Source organism: Pseudomonas lini, from assembly GCF_001042905.1.
Taxonomy (GTDB): domain Bacteria; phylum Pseudomonadota; class Gammaproteobacteria; order Pseudomonadales; family Pseudomonadaceae; genus Aquipseudomonas; species Aquipseudomonas lini.
In genome coordinates, this window is the sequence record NZ_JYLB01000005.1 from 134,895 (window position 1) to 153,770 (window position 18,876).

Sequence of the window (18,876 nt, forward strand, 5' to 3'; positions counted from 1 at the left end):
CGTCCTTTGGGGCGGCTTTTTTTATGGGCGCGATTTAGACCATCAGAAATACAACTGCCAATATTCCAGCTGAAAAAGCGTTAAACAGCCAGAATAATGCCACTTACGCGTTCAGACAGATGTTCTCCAGCTCCTGCGTATCCCACCGTTGCGCCTTGATCGCTTGGTAGAGCATGCCAATGGTCAACGGCACTTTCTCGCCACGCCCCTTCGCCCGACGCTTGAGAAACACATCAAAGCCTTCGGGCTGAAAGTAGCGATAGGCGTCGTAGTCCACGAAGTCGATGGCGAACTGTTCCTCCAGCGCTTCCATCAGCTGCCGCGCATCCGCACCGTCGCAGCCCAGGTCGAAGTTGATCGAGGTGGTGAGGCTGATGGTTTTGCGTTCAGGCAGGCCGAGTTCTTCATGCAGCAGCTGCATCAGCAGGTGCATGGCGTGGTCGTCGGGGAAGTTGGGGGCGAGGTTCATGGTGCATCTTCCATTAGGGGCATGCCGATGAGTCGGCTCGGGCCGGATTTTGCGGCAAGTTTGGAGCGGAATCATCCGCAATAGACGATCAAGAAGGATCGCACGGCAGGATCAGATTAGCCCTACAACCGCACTTTCCAACACTCGGTAACTTCACCGGCCTCGGCATTGAGCCGTGGTTTTATTGGTGACCGAGAGGGGAACGGATGGGCAAGGACACACCGCAAGTGTGGCAGCACTACGATAACGATGGAGGTGGTTACCGTCGGCTACGGGACATGACCACCACTGAATTGGCAGAGAGAGAGGCCAGGCAAAACGCCTACGAGGCCATGCTCGCCAGGCAGGACGCATTCGAAAAGTGCCGGGAAGTGGCGTTTCAGAAAAAGCGTCAGTCGCTCACCGGTTGTGTCTTTGCCAAGTCTTGTAAGTTGCCGGATTCAATCATCGACTACACCTGCCCATCCGGGTTCGTGCCGACGGACAGCGTCGGTGAGTATGGTGAGCTCACCTTGTTGGGAGGTCGTCAGGCCGATGATTCCGGCTGCTTACCGCTCAAGAAAATCAGCGGAGTTTTACCTGCTGGTATCGGCTCTTTGGCGTTGGGTGGTGTAGCAATTGCTCCGGCATCCATCGCAAGTACTGGCGCCGGAGTCGTCACTGCCGGAGTTGCTGCGGGTGCATTAGTGGGGTTGGTTGCTTTGCTTGCGCCATCGAGTCTGGGCGATGGTGCGTTGTATACCGACGATCAACTCAGATCACTCAAACAAGCTCGAACACGGGTTCGTTTGCGGGTAGAGGAGCAGGCTGACGGAACGCTCAAGGGCTACGGCTATAACACCCAGAGCCGGCGTGATTGGGAGATGGTCCCTATCGTGACGTTTGAAACGCGCGGATCTCAACAGGTGGCTGACTTTGGTAGCGGGGTTGAGTTGATTTGGACTCCCGCAGAAAACCTAGCAGATACGATGGGTATTCCGGCGCTGGAAGCGGCACCGCAAGCGCCCCAAGTCTGGATTTTTCCGCCGGCGGAACAGGCGGACAACATTATCGTCAGCCCGGTTTATCCGCCGGAGTATCAGGATTTTATTCTGGTATTTCCGGCGGATTCTGGGGTTCGGCCGCTGTACGTCGTTCTGAGCGTGCGACGTAAAGGGCTTCCGGGAATAGGTCACAGTTACCACCCCTCACCTATGATTGAAGAAATAACTGGATTTCCAGGTTTGAAAGAGGCCAAAAAAATAACGCCTCAACAGGGTGGTGGAGGGCTTCGAGAGCGCTGGACGGATGCAAAAGGTCGAACAGTTTACGAGTGGGATTCTATGCATGGTGAGCTGGAAGTTTATCGCGCCAGCGATGGTAGCCACTTAGGTTCCTTCAATCACGTTACGGGGGAGCGGATCGACGATCCGAAACCGCGTCGTAACATCAAGAAATTTCTGTGAGGACCCATGGGACTGAAGATTCGATTGAATTGGTACGACAAAAAAACCGAGATAGGCGTAGGGCGAGAGTACTCAAAAGACTTTGGGGATGATGCTTCGTTTATGGATGAGCTCGGGATTGAGTCAGAAAACAATATCAATAATGGGGGGTTCGATGTCGACGGTGACTGGGCTGTGATTCTGCAGTTGTATTTTGTTCACACTATTGAGTTGTCTTCCTACGACTATCAGGTGTCTTTCGACTACCGCGATGCCTGGTAGTTAGTAACTGTTTAATAAGGCTCCGCGGTGCGGAAAAAATTCTTGATGTGCTCACGATAAGAGAGGCGAAGTCTTTTCGTCGGGAGCCTCTCGTCGATCACTGTGTTTCGATCTGTCGCTCATGGGCAGTACCAAAGAGTTTCACGGCCATCTTTGTCTGGCATGAATCAGTCTCACCATTTCCACTGCCTCATCTGCGATCAGATAGATCATGACGTAGTTAGAGGTTGCAACTATCTCCCGCGTTCCAGGGACTTTGCCTTTTCTGTAAAGGGTCGGACGCTGCCGAGCGTTTTCCGCTTTCAATTCGAAAATTTCGTCGAGGGCAATGGCTGCTTCAGGATTGTGCAGAATGATGTGATCCATGATTTTGCTTCGGTCATTAAGCGCCGTTTGACGCCAGACCAACCTCATCAGCGCACTCTCTGACGTATGGCATCCCGTTTGGCGGCGAATATTCGGCGGGCCTCTTCATCGGTCACTGTCGGTCTCGAATCATCAAGACCAATTTGTACCTGCTCCTTGAACCACTCCTCGTACGCTACGGCTTCATGTGCTTGTTTCATTGCTTCGGAACGATCAGGACGAGTGTAGGTTTTGATCTGGAGCGGATCATAGTTCGACGTGTCTACATCGAAGCGGGTGATGCCTATGTCTTGCAGATAAGTCACCAGCGTTTCTAGTCGTTTGAACAGGCGAACCTGTCGGCTGCGTTGCGCCGCCAGGGAGCACTCTTTGTTCCCGTATGGGATTTGAATCGACCATCCACCTGGTTTCGCGACGATATGTGCGCTGTTTACATAGCCCTTCACGACCAATTGTGTGAGGGTGCTGTGATCAATGGTTTCGGCTGTCATGAGAATGAGTCCATTGTTGAACAATGGCTCACATGCTACGCAATCAATAATAGTTTGCAAGATTCGGTTCCTATTGCCGGAAGGCGGAAATACATCATTGATGGTCTTCGGGGCAGGCAGCTCTACTCGAGTGATGCCTGCCTGGGAGTGCGTCAGACGGGGGCTTTCCAGCCCATCATGCGTTGCTGGGCGACTTTCAGCAGGTCACAGCCGTCTTGGGTCAGCAGGAAGAGCGCGTGGGTGATGTGGGGAATGTCTTCGATGTCGCCGTGTTTGAAGCAAACGCAGTGCAGGGTTTTGAGGAGATCGCTGGAGGCTCGGATTCGCTGGAGGGCGGCTTCTAGGATGTCTTGGGGATTTGCCTCTGTGTCGATGATCAGGGGCGGGGAATCAGTGAGATTGGTGTTGAGAGGGATGTAGCGAATATCTGTAAGCGGATTCCATTTATTCATAGTGAGAATTCTCAAGTGCATCGGGAGAAACCGCCGCCATCGTGACCAAGCGATGGGAGGCGGACTGTGTTCGGGTTGGTCAAACCGGTGAGAACTCACTTTGCCGGTACGCCCGAAGGCGTCCCGAACACAGCCACCATATAGCGTGCAGCACTTGAGGTGCCGCAGCATACAACGGAAGCGAAATGAGTTCTCTATTCGGGTGACCAAGCCCGAGTCACTGATTTGGCAGCGACAGTCACGACTATAGGTGCGAGCTCCGGGCAACGATAGACGACAAGGAGTCCCCGCTTGTAGGAACCGGATGAGCCTTGGCTAGGCCGTTTCTATAGGAATTTTCCGCGACGCAATTTTTCGTATTTTTTCGTCATCCCGCGCCCATCGACTTCAACGAATATGCTGGTACGAATCCACATCCAGCACGCTAGTCGTCAACCCGGTCGCCGGCGCATAGATCGCACCCTTCACCGCCGAGAAGTTGACCCCTTGGCTGCCCAGCGAAACGTAGCGTTCGCCTTGATCCAGTTCGCTGAAGTAGGTGTAAGAGTATTTGTGCATCAGGCGGTACTTCGCTTCGTTGTCGACCATGGCTTTGCCGAGGTTCTCCAGATCGGCATGGGTCAGGTTCAACGACTTGTCCAGTTGCACGCCCCAACGCTTGAGGCAGACTTCGGCAAAGTGGCGGACGATGCGGCCGGGTTCGACCAGGATTTTCAGGTCGCCGGCGCCGTTGGGGACGCCGCCGGTGGAGGTGGCGTTACCGGCCATGGTGGCGTGACGGCCGGGTATGGGGTAGATGTGGGTTTTGGTGCCAGTGGCGGTTTGCGGAATAACGCAGCTGAAACCTTTCGAGCGTTCGTCCCGGGCATAGAAACCTACATACTCTTTGACGTTGGGACCGAGTTTGACTTTGTCATCCTGAAAGTTGCCAATGCCAGGCACCGGGTCAATCGCAAAGATATTAACCGGGATGTTTTTAAGTTCGCTGTCCTTGAACATGGCGTTGGCCAGCATGTGGCAACTAATGCCGCCGCGGCTCCAGCCCACCAGGTTTACCTGGGTGGGAATAACACCGTCCTTGCGGAAGGTTTTGATGATCTGTTCTTGCAGCGCCTGCTGGGTCACGCTGCGATCGCCATAGTTGTATTTGCGCCAGAACCACGAGCCTTCAACTTTCACGTCTTCGATGGGGATGCCGGCCGCTTTGAGGCGGTTGTATTCCTCTTCGGTCAGTTGCTCGCGCTGCCAGTCGCACTGGCCTTTGATGATGTTGATCGCGTGCTGGACGTTTTGCTCCCAGCCTTTGCCGAACAGTGTGCCGCTGAGGCCGTACTCTTCGGACTTGGTAAAGAGGTCGTCGGCTTGCAGGTTACCGCTGCCGGGGCCGTCGACCACGATCCATTCGGCGAACTCCCTGCCGAGATGATGGGATGCGAGTGTCGACACCAATTCGCCGTCCCAGTAATTTGCATTGATGTCGTCGAATTTAGTTGAGCCAGTGCCGCAGAAGAAAATAGTTAGTGCAGTCATTTGTGTTGCTCTTGTTTGATGTAAGAGCTGGCACGTTAGTTTGTGTTGTTTGAATAGTGAAGTGATTAGTTGTTGCTGTTTTTGTAAGGGTTGTTAGTTGTTGGTCTTTTTTATTTAATTCGCTGTTTGGCGACTTCAAGTAGTTCGCAGCCATCTTGGGTCAGCAAGTAAAGTGCGTTGACGATATTGGGTATGTCTTTCACGTCAGCCTGTTTGAAGCACAGGCAATAGAGCGTTTCGAGCAGGTCGCTGGCGGCGCGGATGCGTTGCAGGGAGGCGTCGAGAATCTCGTGAGGATTGGCTTCGGTGTCGATGACCAACACGGGGGTATCGCTGTAGCTGGTTTTGAGCGGGCGATAGCGGTCTGTTAACGGGTGGAACGTGGTCATCGAGGTCAGTCCTGTGGGAAGTCGGGCAATTTCGCCGGCAGGCCGACACAATGTTTTCAGCCGCGTCGAAAACTATAGAGGGCCACGATGACGCGTCGCAAGGTGGCGCAAATGGACAGGTTTTGTAGGGGATTTACCGGCGCTATCGGCCTTTGCCTACGCACACGCCAACTATTTTTTAAGCTTTTCCCTTAGAGGTCGATATTCCTACGGGCCTGTCAGGCTTAGCGCATCAAAGCTCTGCATGGTGCGCGCCAGAATTTGTAGGACGTTTCGAAGCGTCTGAGTCGACTCTTAAAGGGAATTAGGTATGCAATGGCTGCGTATGGCCTCGATTTTGTTGTTGTGGGCTGGTGTTTGTCGGATGGCGGGCGCTGCTGACGTCGCTCATTCGCTGGTTCTCGCCAACATGGACCGTAACGGTTGGCCACAGGCGCTGACCACTCAGGCAGACGTCGACACTGCGTCCCGCGCCGAGGTGTTGATGGTGGGCAAGGCGCTGTTGGCCAGCGAAGCGCTGGATGAACAGGGTCTGAAACAGCGACTGGGTGTGCAGGCTGTGAAGCTCAAGTCGGTCAGGCAAGTGCGTGAGGGGTTGTGGGATCGGCTGCTGCTCACCTACCGCAACGCCAGTCAGAACTGCGACGGTGAACCCTTTTGCCCCCGTGTGCGAAGTGTCGCGGATTTGCGTCAGTTGGCGGCGGCGTTCACTGGCGAAATCAGCCCGGCTTATGCAGTTTGGGCGAGCAAGAGCCAGGTGTTTCATGAGCAGGCGTTGGATGAACAACTGCGGGTGGCGGTGTTGGTGCCCTGAGTTCGCTGATAGTTTTGTGGTGATTGTGCTGGCCTCTTCGCGCTCCCACAGTTGACCGAGTTCTTGCTTGGCGACTCGGTCTAATGTGGGAGCGGGCTTGCTCGCGAAAGCGATCTGACAGACGCCGCTTTCCTTAAGCCTTACCATGCCCTGGTTCTATCCGCTGTATCATCCCGTATCGTTTTTGCCCCCGACCTTTTCTCGACTCGCTGCGTTCGCCGGCTAGGCTTTGGGCTTCGCAGCGGTCAACGGAGTGACAGCTTATGCACAACACCCTGGAACAGGTTTTCGGTTATCCACAGTTTCGGCCCGGCCAGGAGGCGGCGGTCAGTGCGGTGTTGGCCGGGCGTTCGGCGGCGGCGATTTTCCCTACCGGTTCGGGCAAGTCTCTTTGCTATCAATTACCGGCCTTGTTGCTGCCGCACCTGACGTTGGTTGTCTCGCCCCTGTTGGCGCTGATGCAGGATCAGTTAGCGTTTTTGCAGCGCCACGGCATTGCGGCGGGCAGCATCGATTCGGCCCAGAGCCGCGATGACGCCAGCGATGTGATGGCCCGGGCCAAGTCTGGCGAGTTGAAGATTCTGATGATTTCCGTGGAGCGTCTGAAAAACGAGCGCTTCCGCCATTTTTTGCAGCAGGTGCCGATCTCGCTACTGGTGGTGGACGAGGCCCACTGCATCTCTGAATGGGGTCACAACTTCCGCCCCGACTACCTCAAGCTGCCGGACTACCAGCGCCAGTTCAACATCCCTCAGGCCTTGCTGCTGACCGCTACCGCGACACCCAAGGTGATCGCCGACATGGAGGCCAAATTCGCCATCGCCCCCGAGGATGTGGTGACCACCGGTTTTTACCGGCCCAACCTCAATCTGTTGGTGGAACCAGTACGCGGCCAGGACAAGCGCCGACGCCTTGTCGAGTGGATGAGCCAGCGTCCCGGTCAGCCGAGCATCGTCTACGTGACCCTGCAGAAAACCGCCGAGCACATCGCCGAACATCTGGGACGCAACGGCATCCAGGCCGAGGCCTATCACGCCGGTTTACCCCATGAGCAGCGGGAAGGGATACAGAAACGGTTCATGGGCGGGCAATCCAATTGCATCGTTGCCACCATTGCCTTCGGCATGGGCATCGACAAAAGCGATATTCGCAACGTGGTGCATTTCGATCTGCCTAAATCCATCGAAAACTACAGCCAGGAGATCGGCCGCGCCGGGCGTGACGGGCAGCCATCCGATTGCCTGGTGCTGGCCAACCGCGACAGCCTCAACGTGCTGGAGAACTTCGTCTACGGCGACACGCCGGAACGGGACGGCATTCGTTGCGTGCTCGAGGAGTTGCAAGCCGCTGTGCCCGAGGGGCAGTGGGAGTTTCTGCTGGGGCCGCTGGCCGATCAGAGCAACATTCGCCAGTTGCCGCTCAAGACCTTGCTGGTACAACTGGAGTTGCGCGGAATAATCGCACCGCGTTATGCCTATTACGCCGAATACCGCTTCAAGTATTTGCAGGAGCCCGAAGCATTGCTTGCCCGATTTGAAGGTGAGAGAAAGGACTTCGTCTCGGCGATCATCCAGACCTCCAGCCGCGCACGGACCTGGGCCACGGTGAATTTCGATGCGCTGTATGAGCAGTATTCCGCCGAGCGCAGTCGGGTGGTCAAGGCGCTGGATTACTTCCAGGAAAAGGGCTGGGTCGAGGTCGAAAGCAAGCAGATGACTGAGGTCTACAGCCTGCAGCAAGCGAACTTTGATCCCTCAAACCTGAGCGCTGAATTGCACGCCTACTTCACCCAACACGAGCGCACCGAGATCGCACGGATTCACGCCATGCTGGATCTGTTTGCCACTGACCACTGCCTGGGCTATCGCCTAGCGGAATACTTCGGCGACGAAAACGCACCGAAGCAGTGTGGGCATTGTTCCGTGTGTCACGGTCAGGTGGCGCGGCTGCCAGCACCACCGGAATTGCCAGCGCTTGTGGATAAAAATTTCGAGGCGCTGTGTGGTGATTTTATCCACAGGCACGAGCAGCACACGGGCAACGTCCCGTCAGCTGAACGCGTAACAAGATTTCTGTGCGGGATCAGCGTGCCGCTGTTTACCAAGCTCAAGGCGCGGTCGATTCCCGGGTTTGCGGCGTTGGAGGATTATCCGTATGGCGACGTGCGGACGTGGACCGAGGCGCACCTCTAACTGTAGGAGCTGCCGAAGGCTGCGATCTTTTGATTTTTTTGCGGAATTGAACATGCCGAAAATCAAGATCAAAAGATCGCAGCCTTCGGCAGCTCCTACGGGGGAGTTGGTGTTTTTGAAAGTACATCCATCCCCTGAATGTCGCTCATCACAGGAATAAATTTCAAAAAAGCCCGGCGCCTGACTATGGTGAGGACTGTCTTTGGATCGCTAACAAGAGAACAACCATGAGCCAGACACCGTTCGATATTCAGCGCGCCGCCGTGATCGGCGCGGGCACCATGGGCCGTGGCATTGTCATGTGCCTGGCCAACGCCGGGGTGCCAGTGCAATGGGTCGATAACAATCCGCAGATGCTTGAGCAGGCGCTGATCAGCGTGGCAGATACTTACGCCCACAACGTGCGTCAGGGACGGATCGATCAGGCCGAGGCGAATGCGCGCATTGCACAGGTGACGGCGGCTGCTGATTACGCAGCGATCCGCGATGTCGATCTGGTCATCGAAGCAGTCTACGAAAACCTCGAGTTGAAGCAGAAGATCTTCCGCGAACTTGATGGCTTGATGAAACCTGAAGCGATTCTGGCCAGCAATACCTCGGCACTGGACATTGACGCGATTGCTGCTGCCACTCGCCGTCCGCAGCAGGTCCTGGGCCTGCATTTCTTCAGCCCGGCGCACATCATGAAATTGCTGGAAATTGTGCGCGGCGCCCAGACGGCGCCGGCGGTGCTTGATGCGGCGCTGGTGCTGGGCAAGCGCATGGGCAAGGTCAGCGTGGTGTCGGGCAACTGCCATGGCTTCATTGGCAACCGCATGCTGCATCCGTACGTGCTCGAAGCGCGCAAGATGCTGCTGGAGGGCGCTTTGCCTTATCAGGTGGATGCGGCGCTGCAAGGTTTTGGTTTCGCCATGGGGCCGTTTCGCATGTACGACGTGGTTGGCATCGACCTGGAGTGGCGTGCTCGGGAGCTGGCTGGCAAAGGTCAGGATGCGCCGGAGGTTCAAGTGGACAATCGCTTGTGCGAGCTGGGGCGTTTCGGTCAGAAGAGTGGCGACGGGTATTACCACTACGAACCGGGCAGTCGCCAGGCTGAGCACGATCTGGAGGTCGATGCGCTGGTGCTGGAAGTCAGCGAAGGGTTGGGGTTCCAGCGTCGCCAGATCGGCCCTGAAGAGGTTCTGGAGCGTTGCTTGCTGGCGCTGGTCAACGAAGGGGCGAAGATTCTTCAGGAAGGTATTGCGACGTCGGCGCACGACATTGATCTGGTCTACCTCAACGGTTATGGCTTCCCGGCGGAGAAGGGCGGGCCGATGGCCTGGGCAGATCAGCAAGGGTTGGAAGATATTCATCTGCGGTTGTTGCAGCTTGAAACCAAGCAGGGCGATCACTGGGCGCCGGCGCGGTTGATTGGTGAGCTGGCGGCGCAGGGTAAAGGGTTTGCCGGCATGTGATACTGATCATTCCCACGCTGCGTGGGAACGCCTCGATGGACGCTCTGCGTCCGCTCCTGAATGTGACGCAGAGCGTCACGGGCTGCATTCCCACGCAGAGCGTGGGAACGATCATGAAAGGACCCGCTCCGATGCCCCAACGCACCGACTACCCCCACTTCCAGCCCATCACCACCCGCTGGCACGACAATGACGCCTACGGTCACGTCAACAACGTCACCTACTACAGTTTTTTCGACACGGCGGTGAACACCTACCTGATCGAAATCGGCGGCCTGGATATCCATGACGGCGAAGTGGTGGGTTTTGTGGTCAGTTCGGCCTGCGACTACTTTGCCTCTATCGCTTTCCCGGACCGGATCGAGGTCGGCCTGCGGGTCGGCAAATTGGGTAACAGCTCGGTGCAATACGAATTGGCGGTGTTCAAGACAGGCGAAGATGAAGCCTGTGCGGCGGGGCGGTTCGTGCACGTGTTTGTGGATCGGGCGTCGAATCAACCAGTGGCGATTCCTGCCGGATTGCGCGGGGCGTTGGAGCGCCTGGTGGTTTGAGGGGCAAAAAAAATCGCAGCCCGAGGGCTGCGATTTTTTGATCTACCGGTAAACGGGGCGATTCAAGCCTCAGTCGCGATAGCGATGTTTATGCTTGCGATGACCATAGGCATGGCCGCGACCCGGGTGGCCGTCACGGTAGTAGCGACGATCATCATGACCACGACGATAGGAACGACGATCATCATCGTCATCGCTCTTGTTGCCCATGTAGTTACCCAGCGCGCCACCGGCGCCGCCGCCTGCTGCGGAGCCGATCAGGCTGCCCGTGGTGCCGCCCATGCTGCGGCCGACCACGTTACCGCCTGCTGCGCCCAACGCACCGCCAATGGCGGCTTCGCCACGGCTGCGTTTGTCTGCGCCGACTGCGCTACCACCCGCACCGCCCAGGGCCGCGCCAATGGTTGAACCTGTACTGCCGCCTAGCGATTGACCGACGACCGAGCCAAGAACCCCGCCCAATGCGCCGCCCACACCTGCTTCGGTGGTGCCGCCTGCAGAAGCGAAGCCACTGACCAGGCCAAGGGACAACAAGAGAATCGAGGAGAACTTCATAGAGGAACCTCAAGGGGATGACGGCGCGATCCTGAGGCTGAGTCATGGTTGTGACAACCGAAATCCGACGAGTAACACGACTTGAGCACAATTCTATAAGTTACTGTTTTTTGGGTGGAACTTAAGTGTTTTTCGCCGGTCTTTAACTACTTCGCAAAGGCCGTTTCTGTACAGAAACGGCCTTTTTTGTGGGCGTTTGATAGTTGTCGCGTCAGCAACATCGCTAAAAGATCGCAGCCTTCGGCAGCTCCTACAAAAGCGCAGTCGTGCGCAATCCTGTAGGAGCTGCCGAAGGCTGCGATCTTTTGATCTTGATCAGGCCGACTTGGCCATGATCAACCCAGTCTCACTCGCCGCCTCCAACCGAATCGCCACAAACTTCGACGTCGGCGTATGGCTGCCATCCCCGGTGCTTTCCAGCGGCACCAGTGGGTTCACTTCCGGATAGTAAGCGGCCGCTTGCCCGGCAGGAATATCAAACGCCAGCAGCGTGAAGCCCTTCACCCGGCGCTCACGGCCATCATCCCAGATCGAAACGATGTCAGCCTTCTGCCCCGGTTTGAAGCCCAGGCGAATGATGTCGGCCTCATTGACGAACAACACATCCCGCTGACCTTTCACCCCGCGATAACGGTCATCAAGACCATAAATGGTGGTGTTGTACTGATCGTGGGAGCGCATCGACTGCATGATCAGGTCCGGCAATACCCCGGTGGCGCGGGTGCGTTCGTGCACCAGGTCTTTGGGCAGAATGTTCGGACGGAAATTGGCCCGCCCCGACGGGGTATTCCAGCGACGTGCGCCGGCGCTGTTGCCCAGGTAGAAACCACCCGGGTTCTGGATTTTCTCGTTGAAGTCCCGGAAGCCCGGGATGGTGTCGGCAATCAGATCGCGGATGCGGCTGTAATCGGCCACCAGCCAGTTCCAGTCCACCGGTTTGCTGCCCAGGGTCGCGGCGGCGATGCCGGCGATGATTGCAGGCTCCGAGCGCATCTGGTTCGACAGCGGCTGCAGCTGACCGTTGGAGGCGTGGACCATGCTGAACGAGTCTTCCACGGTCACCGCTTGGGCGCCTTCGGTCTGGATGTCGATGTCGGTACGGCCGAGGCACGGCAGGATCAGCGCGTCTTTACCATGGGCTAAATGGCTGCGGTTGAGCTTGGTGCTGATCTGCACGGTCAGGTCGCAGTTGCTCAAGGCCTGGAAGGTCCGTGGGCTGTCCGGGGTGGCTTGGGCGAAGTTGCCGCCCAGGCCGATGAAGACTTTTGAGCGGCCGTCGGCCATGGCGTGAATCGCCTCGACCACGTTGTGGCCGTTTTCACGCGGCACTTTGAATTGGAAGCGGCGCTCCAGAGAATCGAGGAACGCCACCGGCGGACGTTCGTTGATGCCCATCGTCCGGTCGCCTTGCACATTGCTGTGGCCACGTACCGGGCACAGACCGGCGCCCGGCCGACCGATGTTGCCGCGCAGCAGCATCAGGTTGGCGATTTCCTGGATGGTCGGCACCGAATGACGATGCTGGGTAATGCCCATGGCCCAGCACATGATCACGCTCTTGCCTTTGGCGTACATGCGCGCCGCTTGCTCGATCTCCAACAGCGTCAGGCCGGACTGCTCGACGATCTGCTCCCATGGGGTGTCGTCGATGACGCCCATGTATTCCAGCACGTTGATCGCATGTTCATTGAGGAAGTCGTGATCGAACACCGCCGGGGCACCTGACTTCTGCGCGTCGCGCTCCCATTGCAGCAAAAATTTCGCCATGCCGCGCAGCACCGCCATGTCGCCGCCCAGTGCCGGACGGAAGTACGCCGTGTTGGTCGGCTTGTCGCCGTTGGTGAGCATTTCCAGCGGATGCTGCGGATGCTGAAAGCGTTCCAGGCCGCGTTCTTTCAGCGGGTTGACGCACACCACCTGAGCGCCACGTTTCACCGCTTCGCGCAGGGGCTCAAGCATCCGCGGGTGGTTGGTGCCGGGGTTCTGGCCCCAGACGAAAATCGCATCGGCGTGTTCGAAATCATCGAAGGTCACGGTGCCTTTGCCAACGCCGACACTTTGCGCCAAAGCCACACCGCTGGCCTCGTGACACATGTTCGAGCAGTCGGGAAAGTTGTTGGTGCCGAAGGCTCGCACGAACAGCTGATAGAGGTACGCCGCTTCGTTGCTGGCGCGGCCCGAAGTATAGAACTCAGCTTGATCCGGGCTCGACAGGCCTTGCAAATGTTTACCGATCAGCGCGAAGGCGTCTTCCCAGCTGATGGGTTTGTAGCGATCGGTCTCGGCGTCATAGCTCATCGGCTCGGTCAATCGGCCTTGATACTCAAGCCAGTAGTCGCTCTGCTCCAGCAGCGAGCTGACGCTGTGTTTGGCGAAGAACGCGCCGTCGACACGCCGTTTGGTCGCTTCCCAGTTCACCGCTTTGGCGCCGTTCTCGCAGAACATCACCATGCCTTTTTCCGGAGAATCGCCCCAGGCGCAACCGGGGCAGTCGAAGCCGCCGTTCTGGTTGGTCTTGAGCATTATGCGGAGGTTTTTCAGCGCGTTATCGCTGGTCAACCAGGCCTGGGCGACGCTGATCAGCGCGCCCCAGCCACCGGCTGGGCCTTTGTAGGGCTTGTAGCGGGGGACGGGTTTCTGGTCGGCTTGACGGTGTTGACTCACGCTTGATTCTCCAACGCTGGGCTGTAGACCCGTGGTGCATTTTTCTGCGGCAGGTGGATGAGGTTGAGGTTGTGACGACGGGCCCATTGCACGGCAAGGCTCGTGGGCGACGACAGGCTGACCAGGGTCTGGATGCCGGCGCGTAAAACTTTCTGGATCAATTCAAGACTGCAACGGCTGGTGACAATCGCCAGGCCGCCAGTGGTCGGAATCTTCTGGCGGATCAACCCGCCGATCAGCTTGTCGAGAGCGTTGTGTCGACCGATATCTTCACGCCCCAGCAGCAATTCGCCATTGCCGTTCATGAACACCGCCGCATGCACCGCGCCGCAATGTTGGCCCAGCGGCTGGAATTCGCCGATGCGCTGGCGCAGGCCGTCCAGCCATTCGGCCGGGGGGAGTGGAGCGCCGGGCAATACTTTGAGTTCGGGCAGCGCTTGCTCTACCGCTTCCACGCCACAGAGCCCGCAACCGCTGGTGCCGGCCAGTTGCCGACGCTGCTGCTTGAGGTTCCAGAAGGCGCGATTGGCGATGGTCACTTGCGCGTATTGCGCCGAACCTGTGCCACTGAGTTGCAGGTCGTAGATATCTGAAGCGTCTTCGATGATGCCGCTGCCGAGGCTGAAGCCGACGATGAAGTCTTCAAGGTCCGTTGGCGTCACCAGCATGACCGCCTGGCTAATGCCGTTATAGGCGATCGCCAATGCGACTTCTTCGGCCAGCGCGGTGCTGGCCGACTCGGTGTATTCAAGGTTGCAGTAACTGTATGTCTGGCTTGCGGCGGTCGCGGGCGTTTCAACGGCAGGCGCCGCGCGGGCAGGGCGCTTGGCGTTCATTAGGCATCACCGACGGTTTGGTCAGCTTTAAGCCTAGGCGTGTCAACTTGTCGCGTCTAATTGCTATTACTGATCTGCCGATAGATGGGGTCGATCAAGAGTCTGTCAGTGATTGTTGATAGATCGCGAAACAGGCTTCTGCGAGCGCCGAACGTGGAGCACTGCGACGCATGATCAGCCCCAGCCGGGCGAGGGTCTGGGCACTCTCGATGGGTTGGAGGCGCAAGTGATCGGTGAGATTTTCGAGACCACCATCCAGCGGCATCACGGCACAACACAGACCGCCGTGTACTGCTTGTAACAATTGGTGGACTGAATCGGTTTGCAGCAACGGTTGGGGGGCCAAGCCACGACTGTGGAAGTTATGGTCGATGGACTGGCGAAAATGCATGCCGCTGGTGAGCATGCCCAGCGGCAGTTCAATCAACGATTTCCAGCTTAAGGGTGCGTCGCCGAAACTGAAGAAACGCTGGTCGTAAAGCAATCCCATACGGGTTTCGCTGAAGGCCAGGGAGTCGAAACGCTCACCGTCCAGGCGTTCCAGGTAGGACACGCCGAGATCGAGGCGATTGTTCGCCAGCTGTTCGAGGATCTGCTCGGAACTCAGGGCCGAGAGTTCGAAGCGCAGGTTCGGGTGCTCGGCGTGCAGGCGCTGCATCAGCGGTACCGGGTCGAAACTCGACAGCGGCACCACGCCCAGACGCAACGTACCCACGAGGTTGCCGCGACAGGCTGCCGCCTCGGCCTGCAAACCGTCGTAAGCCGCCAGCACCGTGCGCGCCCACGCCAGCACACGCTCGCCCGGCGCGGTAAAACCTTCGAAGCGCTGGCCGCGGTTGACCAGCGGCAGTTCGAGTTCTTCTTCGAGGCTGCGCAGACGCATGGACAGGGTCGGTTGGGTGATGTGGCAACGCGCGGCGGCCTGGCCGAAGTGCCGGGTTTCGTCGAGAGCGATGAGGAATTTGAGCTGCTTGATGTCCATCTTCGCTCCAGGGCGTGGGCAAGGTTTGCGATTCTACCGCCTGCGCGGGGTTGGGTCATTGGTCGGCTGGGAGCCGGGCTTCGCAAGGCTGGTCTAGTCTTTGGCGTCTGGAACCTAAACCCCAAGGAGAGTGCACCATGAGTATTTTTAGCTTTGTGAAAGAAGCAGGCGAAAAACTTATCGATCTGCTGACACCTGGCAATGCGAATGCCAGCGAGCAACTGAAGGAACACATCAGCAAGGTCGGCCTGGGTAATCCGAATGTTCAGGCGACCATCGAGGGCGACAAAGTCATCGTCACCGGTGAAGTGGCGAGTCAGGAAGAGAAGGAAAAGATTCTGTTGGCTGTGGGCAATATTGCCGGTGTTGGCAGCGTGGATGACCAGATCACTGTGACTGGGCCGGTTGCTCAGGCGGCGCGCTTCGTCACCGTTAAAAAGGGTGACACCCTCAGCGCGATTTCCAAGGCTGAATACGGCGACGCAAACAAGTACAACAAAATCTTCGAGGCCAACAAGCCAATGCTTTCGCACCCGGACAAGATCTATCCGGGGCAAGTGTTGCGGATTCCCGAATAATGTGAGGCCCGTAGGAGCTGCCGAAGGCTGCGATCTTTTGATCTTGGCAATATTGAAGCTGCCGAAGATCAAGATCAAAAGATCGCAGCCTTCGGCAGCTCCTACAGGGGATCATAGCCCTGCGATAAGGTCTCTATAATCCCCCACCGCCGCAAACTCGGCCGTGTCCTTCGGCCCTTTGCGGCTGTCCGGCTCGCTCACGGCCAGCAGATGCGCCACGCCAAAATTGCGCGCACTGCGCAGAATCGGCAACGTATCGTCGATAAACAGACTGCGCGTCGGGTCGAAGCCGATGTCGGCCTGCAAGGCATCCCAGAACTGCGGGTTTTCCTTGGGGAAACCGTAATCGTGAGAGCTGATCAACCGCTCGAAATACGGCGCCAGTTCAATTCGTTCCAGCTTCAATGACAGCGAGTCGCGGTGGGCGTTGGTGATCAATACCACGCGTTTACCGGCCCGTTTGATCGCCGCCAGAAAAGTGTCCGCATCCGGGCGCAGGGCGATCAGGTGCGCGGTTTCCAGTTTCAGTTCGCGCACCGACAGCTTCAGCTCGGTGCTCCAGAAGTCCAGGCAGTACCACTGCAACTGACCGGCATTGCGTTCGAACAGCGGCTGCAATTCCAGTTCCGCCATGGCCCGGCTCACCCCATGCAGCTCGGCATAACGCTGGGGCAGGTGCTCCATCCAGAAATGGTTGTCGTAGTGCAGGTCCAGCAACGTGCCGTCCATGTCCAGCAAAACGGTATCGATGTCGCGCCAGGGCAGCAGGGACATAAAAAACTTCTCCAGCGGTAAAAAAGATATCCGAGGTAAACAATCAGGATAGGCCGGGTATAGTAACGCGTTCACGCCAAGGAGCCTCCCATGCGCCAGAAACCCACCGTACTCGCCCGCGAGATCGTCGCCACCAGCCGTTTGTTCTGTGTCGAAGAGCTGAAGTTGCGCTTTTCCAATGGCGTGGAGCGTACTTACGAGCGTCTGGTCGGCAAAGGCACCGGTCATGGCGCGGTGATGATCGTGGCGATGCTCGACGCGGACCACGCGGTGTTGGTGGAAGAATACTGCGGCGGCACTGATGCCTATGAACTGTCCCTGCCCAAAGGCTTGATCGAGCCGGGCGAAGACGTGTTGGCGGCGGCCGAGCGGGAGCTCATGGAGGAGGCCGGGTATGGCGCGCGGCAGCTGGAACATCTGACCGAGTTGTCGTTGTCACCCGGCTACATGAGCCAGAAGATCCAGGTGGTGCTGGCCACCGACCTGTACGAGGAACGCCTGGAGGGTGACGAGCCCGAGCCGATGGGGGTGGACAAGATCAACCTGCGTGAATTGTCTGCCCTGGCGCAGAACCCGCGATTCACTGAGGGCCGTGCCTTGGCGGCGCTGTATCTGGCCCGTGACTTACTGACTCAACGTGGGGTGTTTTTGCCGTGAACCTGAATTTTCCCCATCCGTTGATGGCGCCGGTCGTTGAACTGGCTTTGAAGGCTGGCGAGGCGATCCTGCCGTTCTGGCGCGTCAACGTTGCCGTGACTGCAAAGTCCGATGATTCCCCGGTCACCGCCGCCGACATGGCCGCTCATCATCTGATTCTGGCCGGGCTGACGGCGCTGGATCCGAGCATTCCGGTGCTGTCCGAAGAGGACGCCAATATCCCCCAGAGCGTGCGCGCTGGCTGGCAGCGCTGGTGGCTGGTCGATCCGTTGGACGGGACCAAGGAGTTCATTTCCGGCAGCGAAGAGTTCACCGTCAACATTGCGCTGATCGAGCAGGGGCGTGTGGTGTTTGGCGTGGTGTCGATGCCGACCAACGGGCGCTTTTATGTCGGCGGTGCCGGGTTGGGTGCCTGGCGTGGCGATAAAGGCGCCGAGCCGTTGCCGATTCAGGTTCGCGAGGTTCCGGCTGCGGGTGAAGTGTTCACGGTGGTCGCCAGTCGCCGGCATTCGAGCCCTGAGCAGGAACGGTTACTCGCGGGGTTGAGCGACAGCCTGGGTGAACTGCAACTGGCGAATATCGGCAGTTCGTTGAAGTTTTGCCTGCTGGCGGAAGGGGCGGCGGATTGTTATCCGCGGTTGGCGCCGACTTCGCAGTGGGACACGGCGGCTGCGCAAGGTGTGCTGGAAGGTGCGGGCGGTGAGGTGTTGGATTTGAATGGTGAGCCGTTCTGTTATCCGGCGCGGGAGTCGTTGTTGAATGGATTCTTTCTGGCGCTACCGGCTAAGGCGGCGTGGCGGGAGAAGTTGTTGGCGTTGGCTCGGGGTTGAAGATCAAAAAGATCAAAAGATCGCAGCCTCGTTTCACTCGACAGCTCCTACAGCGAAACGCGCCCCCTGCAGGAGCTGTGTAGGAGCTGTCGAGTGAAACGAGGCTGCGATCTTTTGCTTTACCGGTGAAGGACGTACTGCCCGGTAAACTTCACCGCATCCTCTTCACTCCCGGTATTCACGATCCGCGAATGCAGCGTCAGCCGCGCCCGCCCATATCGCTCATACATCGCCAAAAATTTCTTCCACACGGCCGCACTCGGTGCCTGGCAAATCGCCGTCGCGTCCATGGTGACCGGCAGCGGGTAGCTGATCTGCCCTTCCTGAATCACGATGTGCCCGTCTTCAATGCCTGCTTCGTGCAAACGCAAATGCAACCAGCCCCAGCCGGCCAACACCGCGCCGCAATACAGGCTGCCACCGAACATGGTGCTCTTGTGATTGACGTTGGCCTCCAGAGGCAGGTGCAGGCGCAGTTGTTGGTCGTGCCAGTCGAGCACTTTGAGGCCCATCTTCCGCGTGAGGGGGATGTCGGAATGGAGGATCGATTCCAGGTGACGACTGTCGCGGTTCATTCGCGGGCCTT

Annotated in this window: 21 protein-coding genes; 9 read left to right on the forward strand and 12 right to left on the reverse strand. The window is 57.9% G+C overall.

Going from position 1 to position 18,876, the window contains the following annotated elements; translation table 11 throughout:
- Positions 1-103: 103 nt before the first annotated feature.
- Positions 104-469, reverse strand: a complete 366-nt coding sequence (locus tag TU81_RS16010) for a DUF1493 family protein (RefSeq protein ID WP_038978497.1) — start codon at positions 467-469, stop codon at positions 104-106.
- 206 nt (positions 470-675) lie between these two features.
- On the opposite strand from TU81_RS16010, the gene TU81_RS16015 reads away from it, so the two are divergent.
- Both TU81_RS16015 and TU81_RS16020 read left to right on the forward strand, forming a co-directional pair.
- Complete coding sequence (locus TU81_RS16015; protein WP_048396022.1) at positions 676-1,914, forward strand: colicin E3/pyocin S6 family cytotoxin; 1,239 nt, start codon at positions 676-678, stop codon at positions 1,912-1,914.
- 6 nt (positions 1,915-1,920) lie between these two features.
- Positions 1,921-2,175, forward strand: a complete 255-nt coding sequence (locus tag TU81_RS16020; RefSeq protein ID WP_038978499.1) for a colicin E3-like toxin immunity protein — start codon at positions 1,921-1,923, stop codon at positions 2,173-2,175.
- A gap of 141 nt (positions 2,176-2,316) precedes the next feature.
- On the opposite strand, the gene TU81_RS16025 is transcribed toward TU81_RS16020, so the two are convergent.
- The 5 genes from TU81_RS16025 to TU81_RS16045 form a co-directional block, all read right to left on the reverse strand.
- Positions 2,317-2,589: a type II toxin-antitoxin system RelE/ParE family toxin gene (locus TU81_RS16025; RefSeq protein ID WP_038978500.1), complete on the reverse strand. Its 273-nt coding sequence runs from the start codon at positions 2,587-2,589 to the stop codon at positions 2,317-2,319.
- Positions 2,589-3,032 carry a hypothetical protein gene (locus tag TU81_RS16030; protein ID WP_038978501.1) on the reverse strand — a complete coding sequence of 148 codons (444 nt, stop codon included), beginning with the start codon at positions 3,030-3,032 and terminating at the stop codon, positions 2,589-2,591. The genes TU81_RS16025 and TU81_RS16030 overlap by 1 nt, the downstream gene beginning before the upstream one ends.
- A gap of 152 nt (positions 3,033-3,184) precedes the next feature.
- A complete protein-coding gene (locus TU81_RS16035; RefSeq protein ID WP_048396023.1) occupies positions 3,185-3,484 on the reverse strand; it encodes a hypothetical protein in 300 nt (99 codons plus the stop codon).
- A gap of 387 nt (positions 3,485-3,871) precedes the next feature.
- Complete coding sequence (locus TU81_RS16040) at positions 3,872-5,014, reverse strand: hypothetical protein (protein WP_048396024.1); 1,143 nt, start codon at positions 5,012-5,014, stop codon at positions 3,872-3,874.
- A 110-nt stretch (positions 5,015-5,124) separates the two neighbouring features.
- The gene (locus TU81_RS16045) at positions 5,125-5,403 is read right to left on the reverse strand and encodes a hypothetical protein (protein WP_038978504.1); all 279 of its coding nucleotides are present in this window, start codon (positions 5,401-5,403) and stop codon (positions 5,125-5,127) included.
- Positions 5,404-5,713: 310 nt separating this feature from the next.
- Between TU81_RS16045 and TU81_RS16050 the strand changes: the two genes are divergently transcribed.
- The 4 genes from TU81_RS16050 (at position 5,714) to TU81_RS16065 (ending at position 10,414) form a co-directional block, all read left to right on the forward strand.
- Positions 5,714-6,217 (forward strand): hypothetical protein, encoded by a 504-nt coding sequence (locus TU81_RS16050; protein WP_038978505.1) that lies wholly within the window; start codon positions 5,714-5,716, stop codon positions 6,215-6,217.
- Positions 6,218-6,480: 263 nt separating this feature from the next.
- Positions 6,481-8,409 carry a RecQ family ATP-dependent DNA helicase gene (locus tag TU81_RS16055; protein WP_048396025.1) on the forward strand — a complete coding sequence of 643 codons (1,929 nt, stop codon included), beginning with the start codon at positions 6,481-6,483 and terminating at the stop codon, positions 8,407-8,409.
- A 227-nt stretch (positions 8,410-8,636) separates the two neighbouring features.
- Positions 8,637-9,863, forward strand: coding sequence for a 3-hydroxyacyl-CoA dehydrogenase (locus TU81_RS16060; RefSeq protein ID WP_048396026.1), 1,227 nt, complete (start codon positions 8,637-8,639; stop codon positions 9,861-9,863).
- A 113-nt stretch (positions 9,864-9,976) separates the two neighbouring features.
- Positions 9,977-10,414, forward strand: coding sequence for an acyl-CoA thioesterase (locus TU81_RS16065; RefSeq protein WP_390176092.1), 438 nt, complete (start codon positions 9,977-9,979; stop codon positions 10,412-10,414).
- Between the two features lie 69 nt (positions 10,415-10,483).
- On the opposite strand, the gene TU81_RS16070 is transcribed toward TU81_RS16065, so the two are convergent.
- The 4 genes from TU81_RS16070 to TU81_RS16085 all read right to left on the reverse strand — a co-directional run bounded on the left by TU81_RS16070 (position 10,484) and on the right by TU81_RS16085 (position 15,451).
- A complete protein-coding gene (locus TU81_RS16070; RefSeq protein ID WP_048396028.1) occupies positions 10,484-10,969 on the reverse strand; it encodes a glycine zipper domain-containing protein in 486 nt (161 codons plus the stop codon).
- 315 nt (positions 10,970-11,284) lie between these two features.
- Entirely contained in the window at positions 11,285-13,633 is a 2,349-nt protein-coding gene (locus tag TU81_RS16075; RefSeq protein ID WP_048396029.1) for an FdhF/YdeP family oxidoreductase, read from the reverse strand.
- Positions 13,630-14,469: a formate dehydrogenase accessory sulfurtransferase FdhD gene (gene fdhD / locus TU81_RS16080; protein ID WP_038978511.1), complete on the reverse strand. Its 840-nt coding sequence runs from the start codon at positions 14,467-14,469 to the stop codon at positions 13,630-13,632. Before fdhD ends, TU81_RS16075 begins: the two co-directional genes overlap by 4 nt.
- A 94-nt stretch (positions 14,470-14,563) precedes the next feature.
- Complete coding sequence (locus tag TU81_RS16085) at positions 14,564-15,451, reverse strand: LysR family transcriptional regulator (RefSeq protein WP_048396030.1); 888 nt, start codon at positions 15,449-15,451, stop codon at positions 14,564-14,566.
- Positions 15,452-15,588: 137 nt separating this feature from the next.
- On the opposite strand from TU81_RS16085, the gene lysM reads away from it, so the two are divergent.
- Positions 15,589-16,029, forward strand: coding sequence for a peptidoglycan-binding protein LysM (gene lysM / locus TU81_RS16090; RefSeq protein ID WP_038978513.1), 441 nt, complete (start codon positions 15,589-15,591; stop codon positions 16,027-16,029).
- Positions 16,030-16,140: 111 nt separating this feature from the next.
- Here the strand turns inward: lysM and yrfG are convergent, their stop codons facing one another.
- The gene (gene yrfG / locus TU81_RS16095; protein WP_038978514.1) at positions 16,141-16,803 is read right to left on the reverse strand and encodes a GMP/IMP nucleotidase; all 663 of its coding nucleotides are present in this window, start codon (positions 16,801-16,803) and stop codon (positions 16,141-16,143) included.
- A gap of 90 nt (positions 16,804-16,893) precedes the next feature.
- On the opposite strand from yrfG, the gene nudE reads away from it, so the two are divergent.
- Together nudE and cysQ are read left to right on the forward strand one after the other, a co-directional pair.
- A complete protein-coding gene (nudE, locus tag TU81_RS16100; protein WP_038978515.1) occupies positions 16,894-17,460 on the forward strand; it encodes an ADP compounds hydrolase NudE in 567 nt (188 codons plus the stop codon).
- The gene (gene cysQ, locus TU81_RS16105; RefSeq protein ID WP_048396031.1) at positions 17,457-18,290 is read left to right on the forward strand and encodes a 3'(2'),5'-bisphosphate nucleotidase CysQ; all 834 of its coding nucleotides are present in this window, start codon (positions 17,457-17,459) and stop codon (positions 18,288-18,290) included. The genes nudE and cysQ overlap by 4 nt, the downstream gene beginning before the upstream one ends.
- Before the next feature lie 119 nt (positions 18,291-18,409).
- Here cysQ and TU81_RS16110 read toward each other — a convergent pair whose 3' ends face one another.
- Positions 18,410-18,865 (reverse strand): thioesterase domain-containing protein, encoded by a 456-nt coding sequence (locus TU81_RS16110; RefSeq protein ID WP_038978517.1) that lies wholly within the window; start codon positions 18,863-18,865, stop codon positions 18,410-18,412.
- Positions 18,866-18,876: the final 11 nt, after the last annotated feature.

What these genes read in the sequence shown, in the direction of transcription:
- TU81_RS16010 (WP_038978497.1), bottom strand. Translation starts at nt 469, where the DNA reads ATGAACCTCGCCCCCAACTTCCCCGACGACCACGCCATGCACCTGCTG.
- TU81_RS16015 (WP_048396022.1), top strand. Translation starts at nt 676, where the DNA reads ATGGGCAAGGACACACCGCAAGTGTGGCAGCACTACGATAACGATGGA.
- TU81_RS16020 (WP_038978499.1), top strand. Translation starts at nt 1,921, where the DNA reads ATGGGACTGAAGATTCGATTGAATTGGTACGACAAAAAAACCGAGATA.
- TU81_RS16025 (WP_038978500.1), bottom strand. Translation starts at nt 2,589, where the DNA reads ATGAGGTTGGTCTGGCGTCAAACGGCGCTTAATGACCGAAGCAAAATC.
- TU81_RS16030 (WP_038978501.1), bottom strand. Translation starts at nt 3,032, where the DNA reads ATGACAGCCGAAACCATTGATCACAGCACCCTCACACAATTGGTCGTG.
- TU81_RS16035 (WP_048396023.1), bottom strand. Translation starts at nt 3,484, where the DNA reads ATGAATAAATGGAATCCGCTTACAGATATTCGCTACATCCCTCTCAAC.
- TU81_RS16040 (WP_048396024.1), bottom strand. Translation starts at nt 5,014, where the DNA reads ATGACTGCACTAACTATTTTCTTCTGCGGCACTGGCTCAACTAAATTC.
- TU81_RS16045 (WP_038978504.1), bottom strand. Translation starts at nt 5,403, where the DNA reads ATGACCACGTTCCACCCGTTAACAGACCGCTATCGCCCGCTCAAAACC.
- TU81_RS16050 (WP_038978505.1), top strand. Translation starts at nt 5,714, where the DNA reads ATGCAATGGCTGCGTATGGCCTCGATTTTGTTGTTGTGGGCTGGTGTT.
- TU81_RS16055 (WP_048396025.1), top strand. Translation starts at nt 6,481, where the DNA reads ATGCACAACACCCTGGAACAGGTTTTCGGTTATCCACAGTTTCGGCCC.
- TU81_RS16060 (WP_048396026.1), top strand. Translation starts at nt 8,637, where the DNA reads ATGAGCCAGACACCGTTCGATATTCAGCGCGCCGCCGTGATCGGCGCG.
- TU81_RS16065 (WP_390176092.1), top strand. Translation starts at nt 9,977, where the DNA reads ATGAAAGGACCCGCTCCGATGCCCCAACGCACCGACTACCCCCACTTC.
- TU81_RS16070 (WP_048396028.1), bottom strand. Translation starts at nt 10,969, where the DNA reads ATGAAGTTCTCCTCGATTCTCTTGTTGTCCCTTGGCCTGGTCAGTGGC.
- fdhD (WP_038978511.1), bottom strand. Translation starts at nt 14,469, where the DNA reads ATGAACGCCAAGCGCCCTGCCCGCGCGGCGCCTGCCGTTGAAACGCCC.
- TU81_RS16085 (WP_048396030.1), bottom strand. Translation starts at nt 15,451, where the DNA reads ATGGACATCAAGCAGCTCAAATTCCTCATCGCTCTCGACGAAACCCGG.
- lysM (WP_038978513.1), top strand. Translation starts at nt 15,589, where the DNA reads ATGAGTATTTTTAGCTTTGTGAAAGAAGCAGGCGAAAAACTTATCGAT.
- yrfG (WP_038978514.1), bottom strand. Translation starts at nt 16,803, where the DNA reads ATGTCCCTGCTGCCCTGGCGCGACATCGATACCGTTTTGCTGGACATG.
- nudE (WP_038978515.1), top strand. Translation starts at nt 16,894, where the DNA reads ATGCGCCAGAAACCCACCGTACTCGCCCGCGAGATCGTCGCCACCAGC.
- TU81_RS16110 (WP_038978517.1), bottom strand. Translation starts at nt 18,865, where the DNA reads ATGAACCGCGACAGTCGTCACCTGGAATCGATCCTCCATTCCGACATC.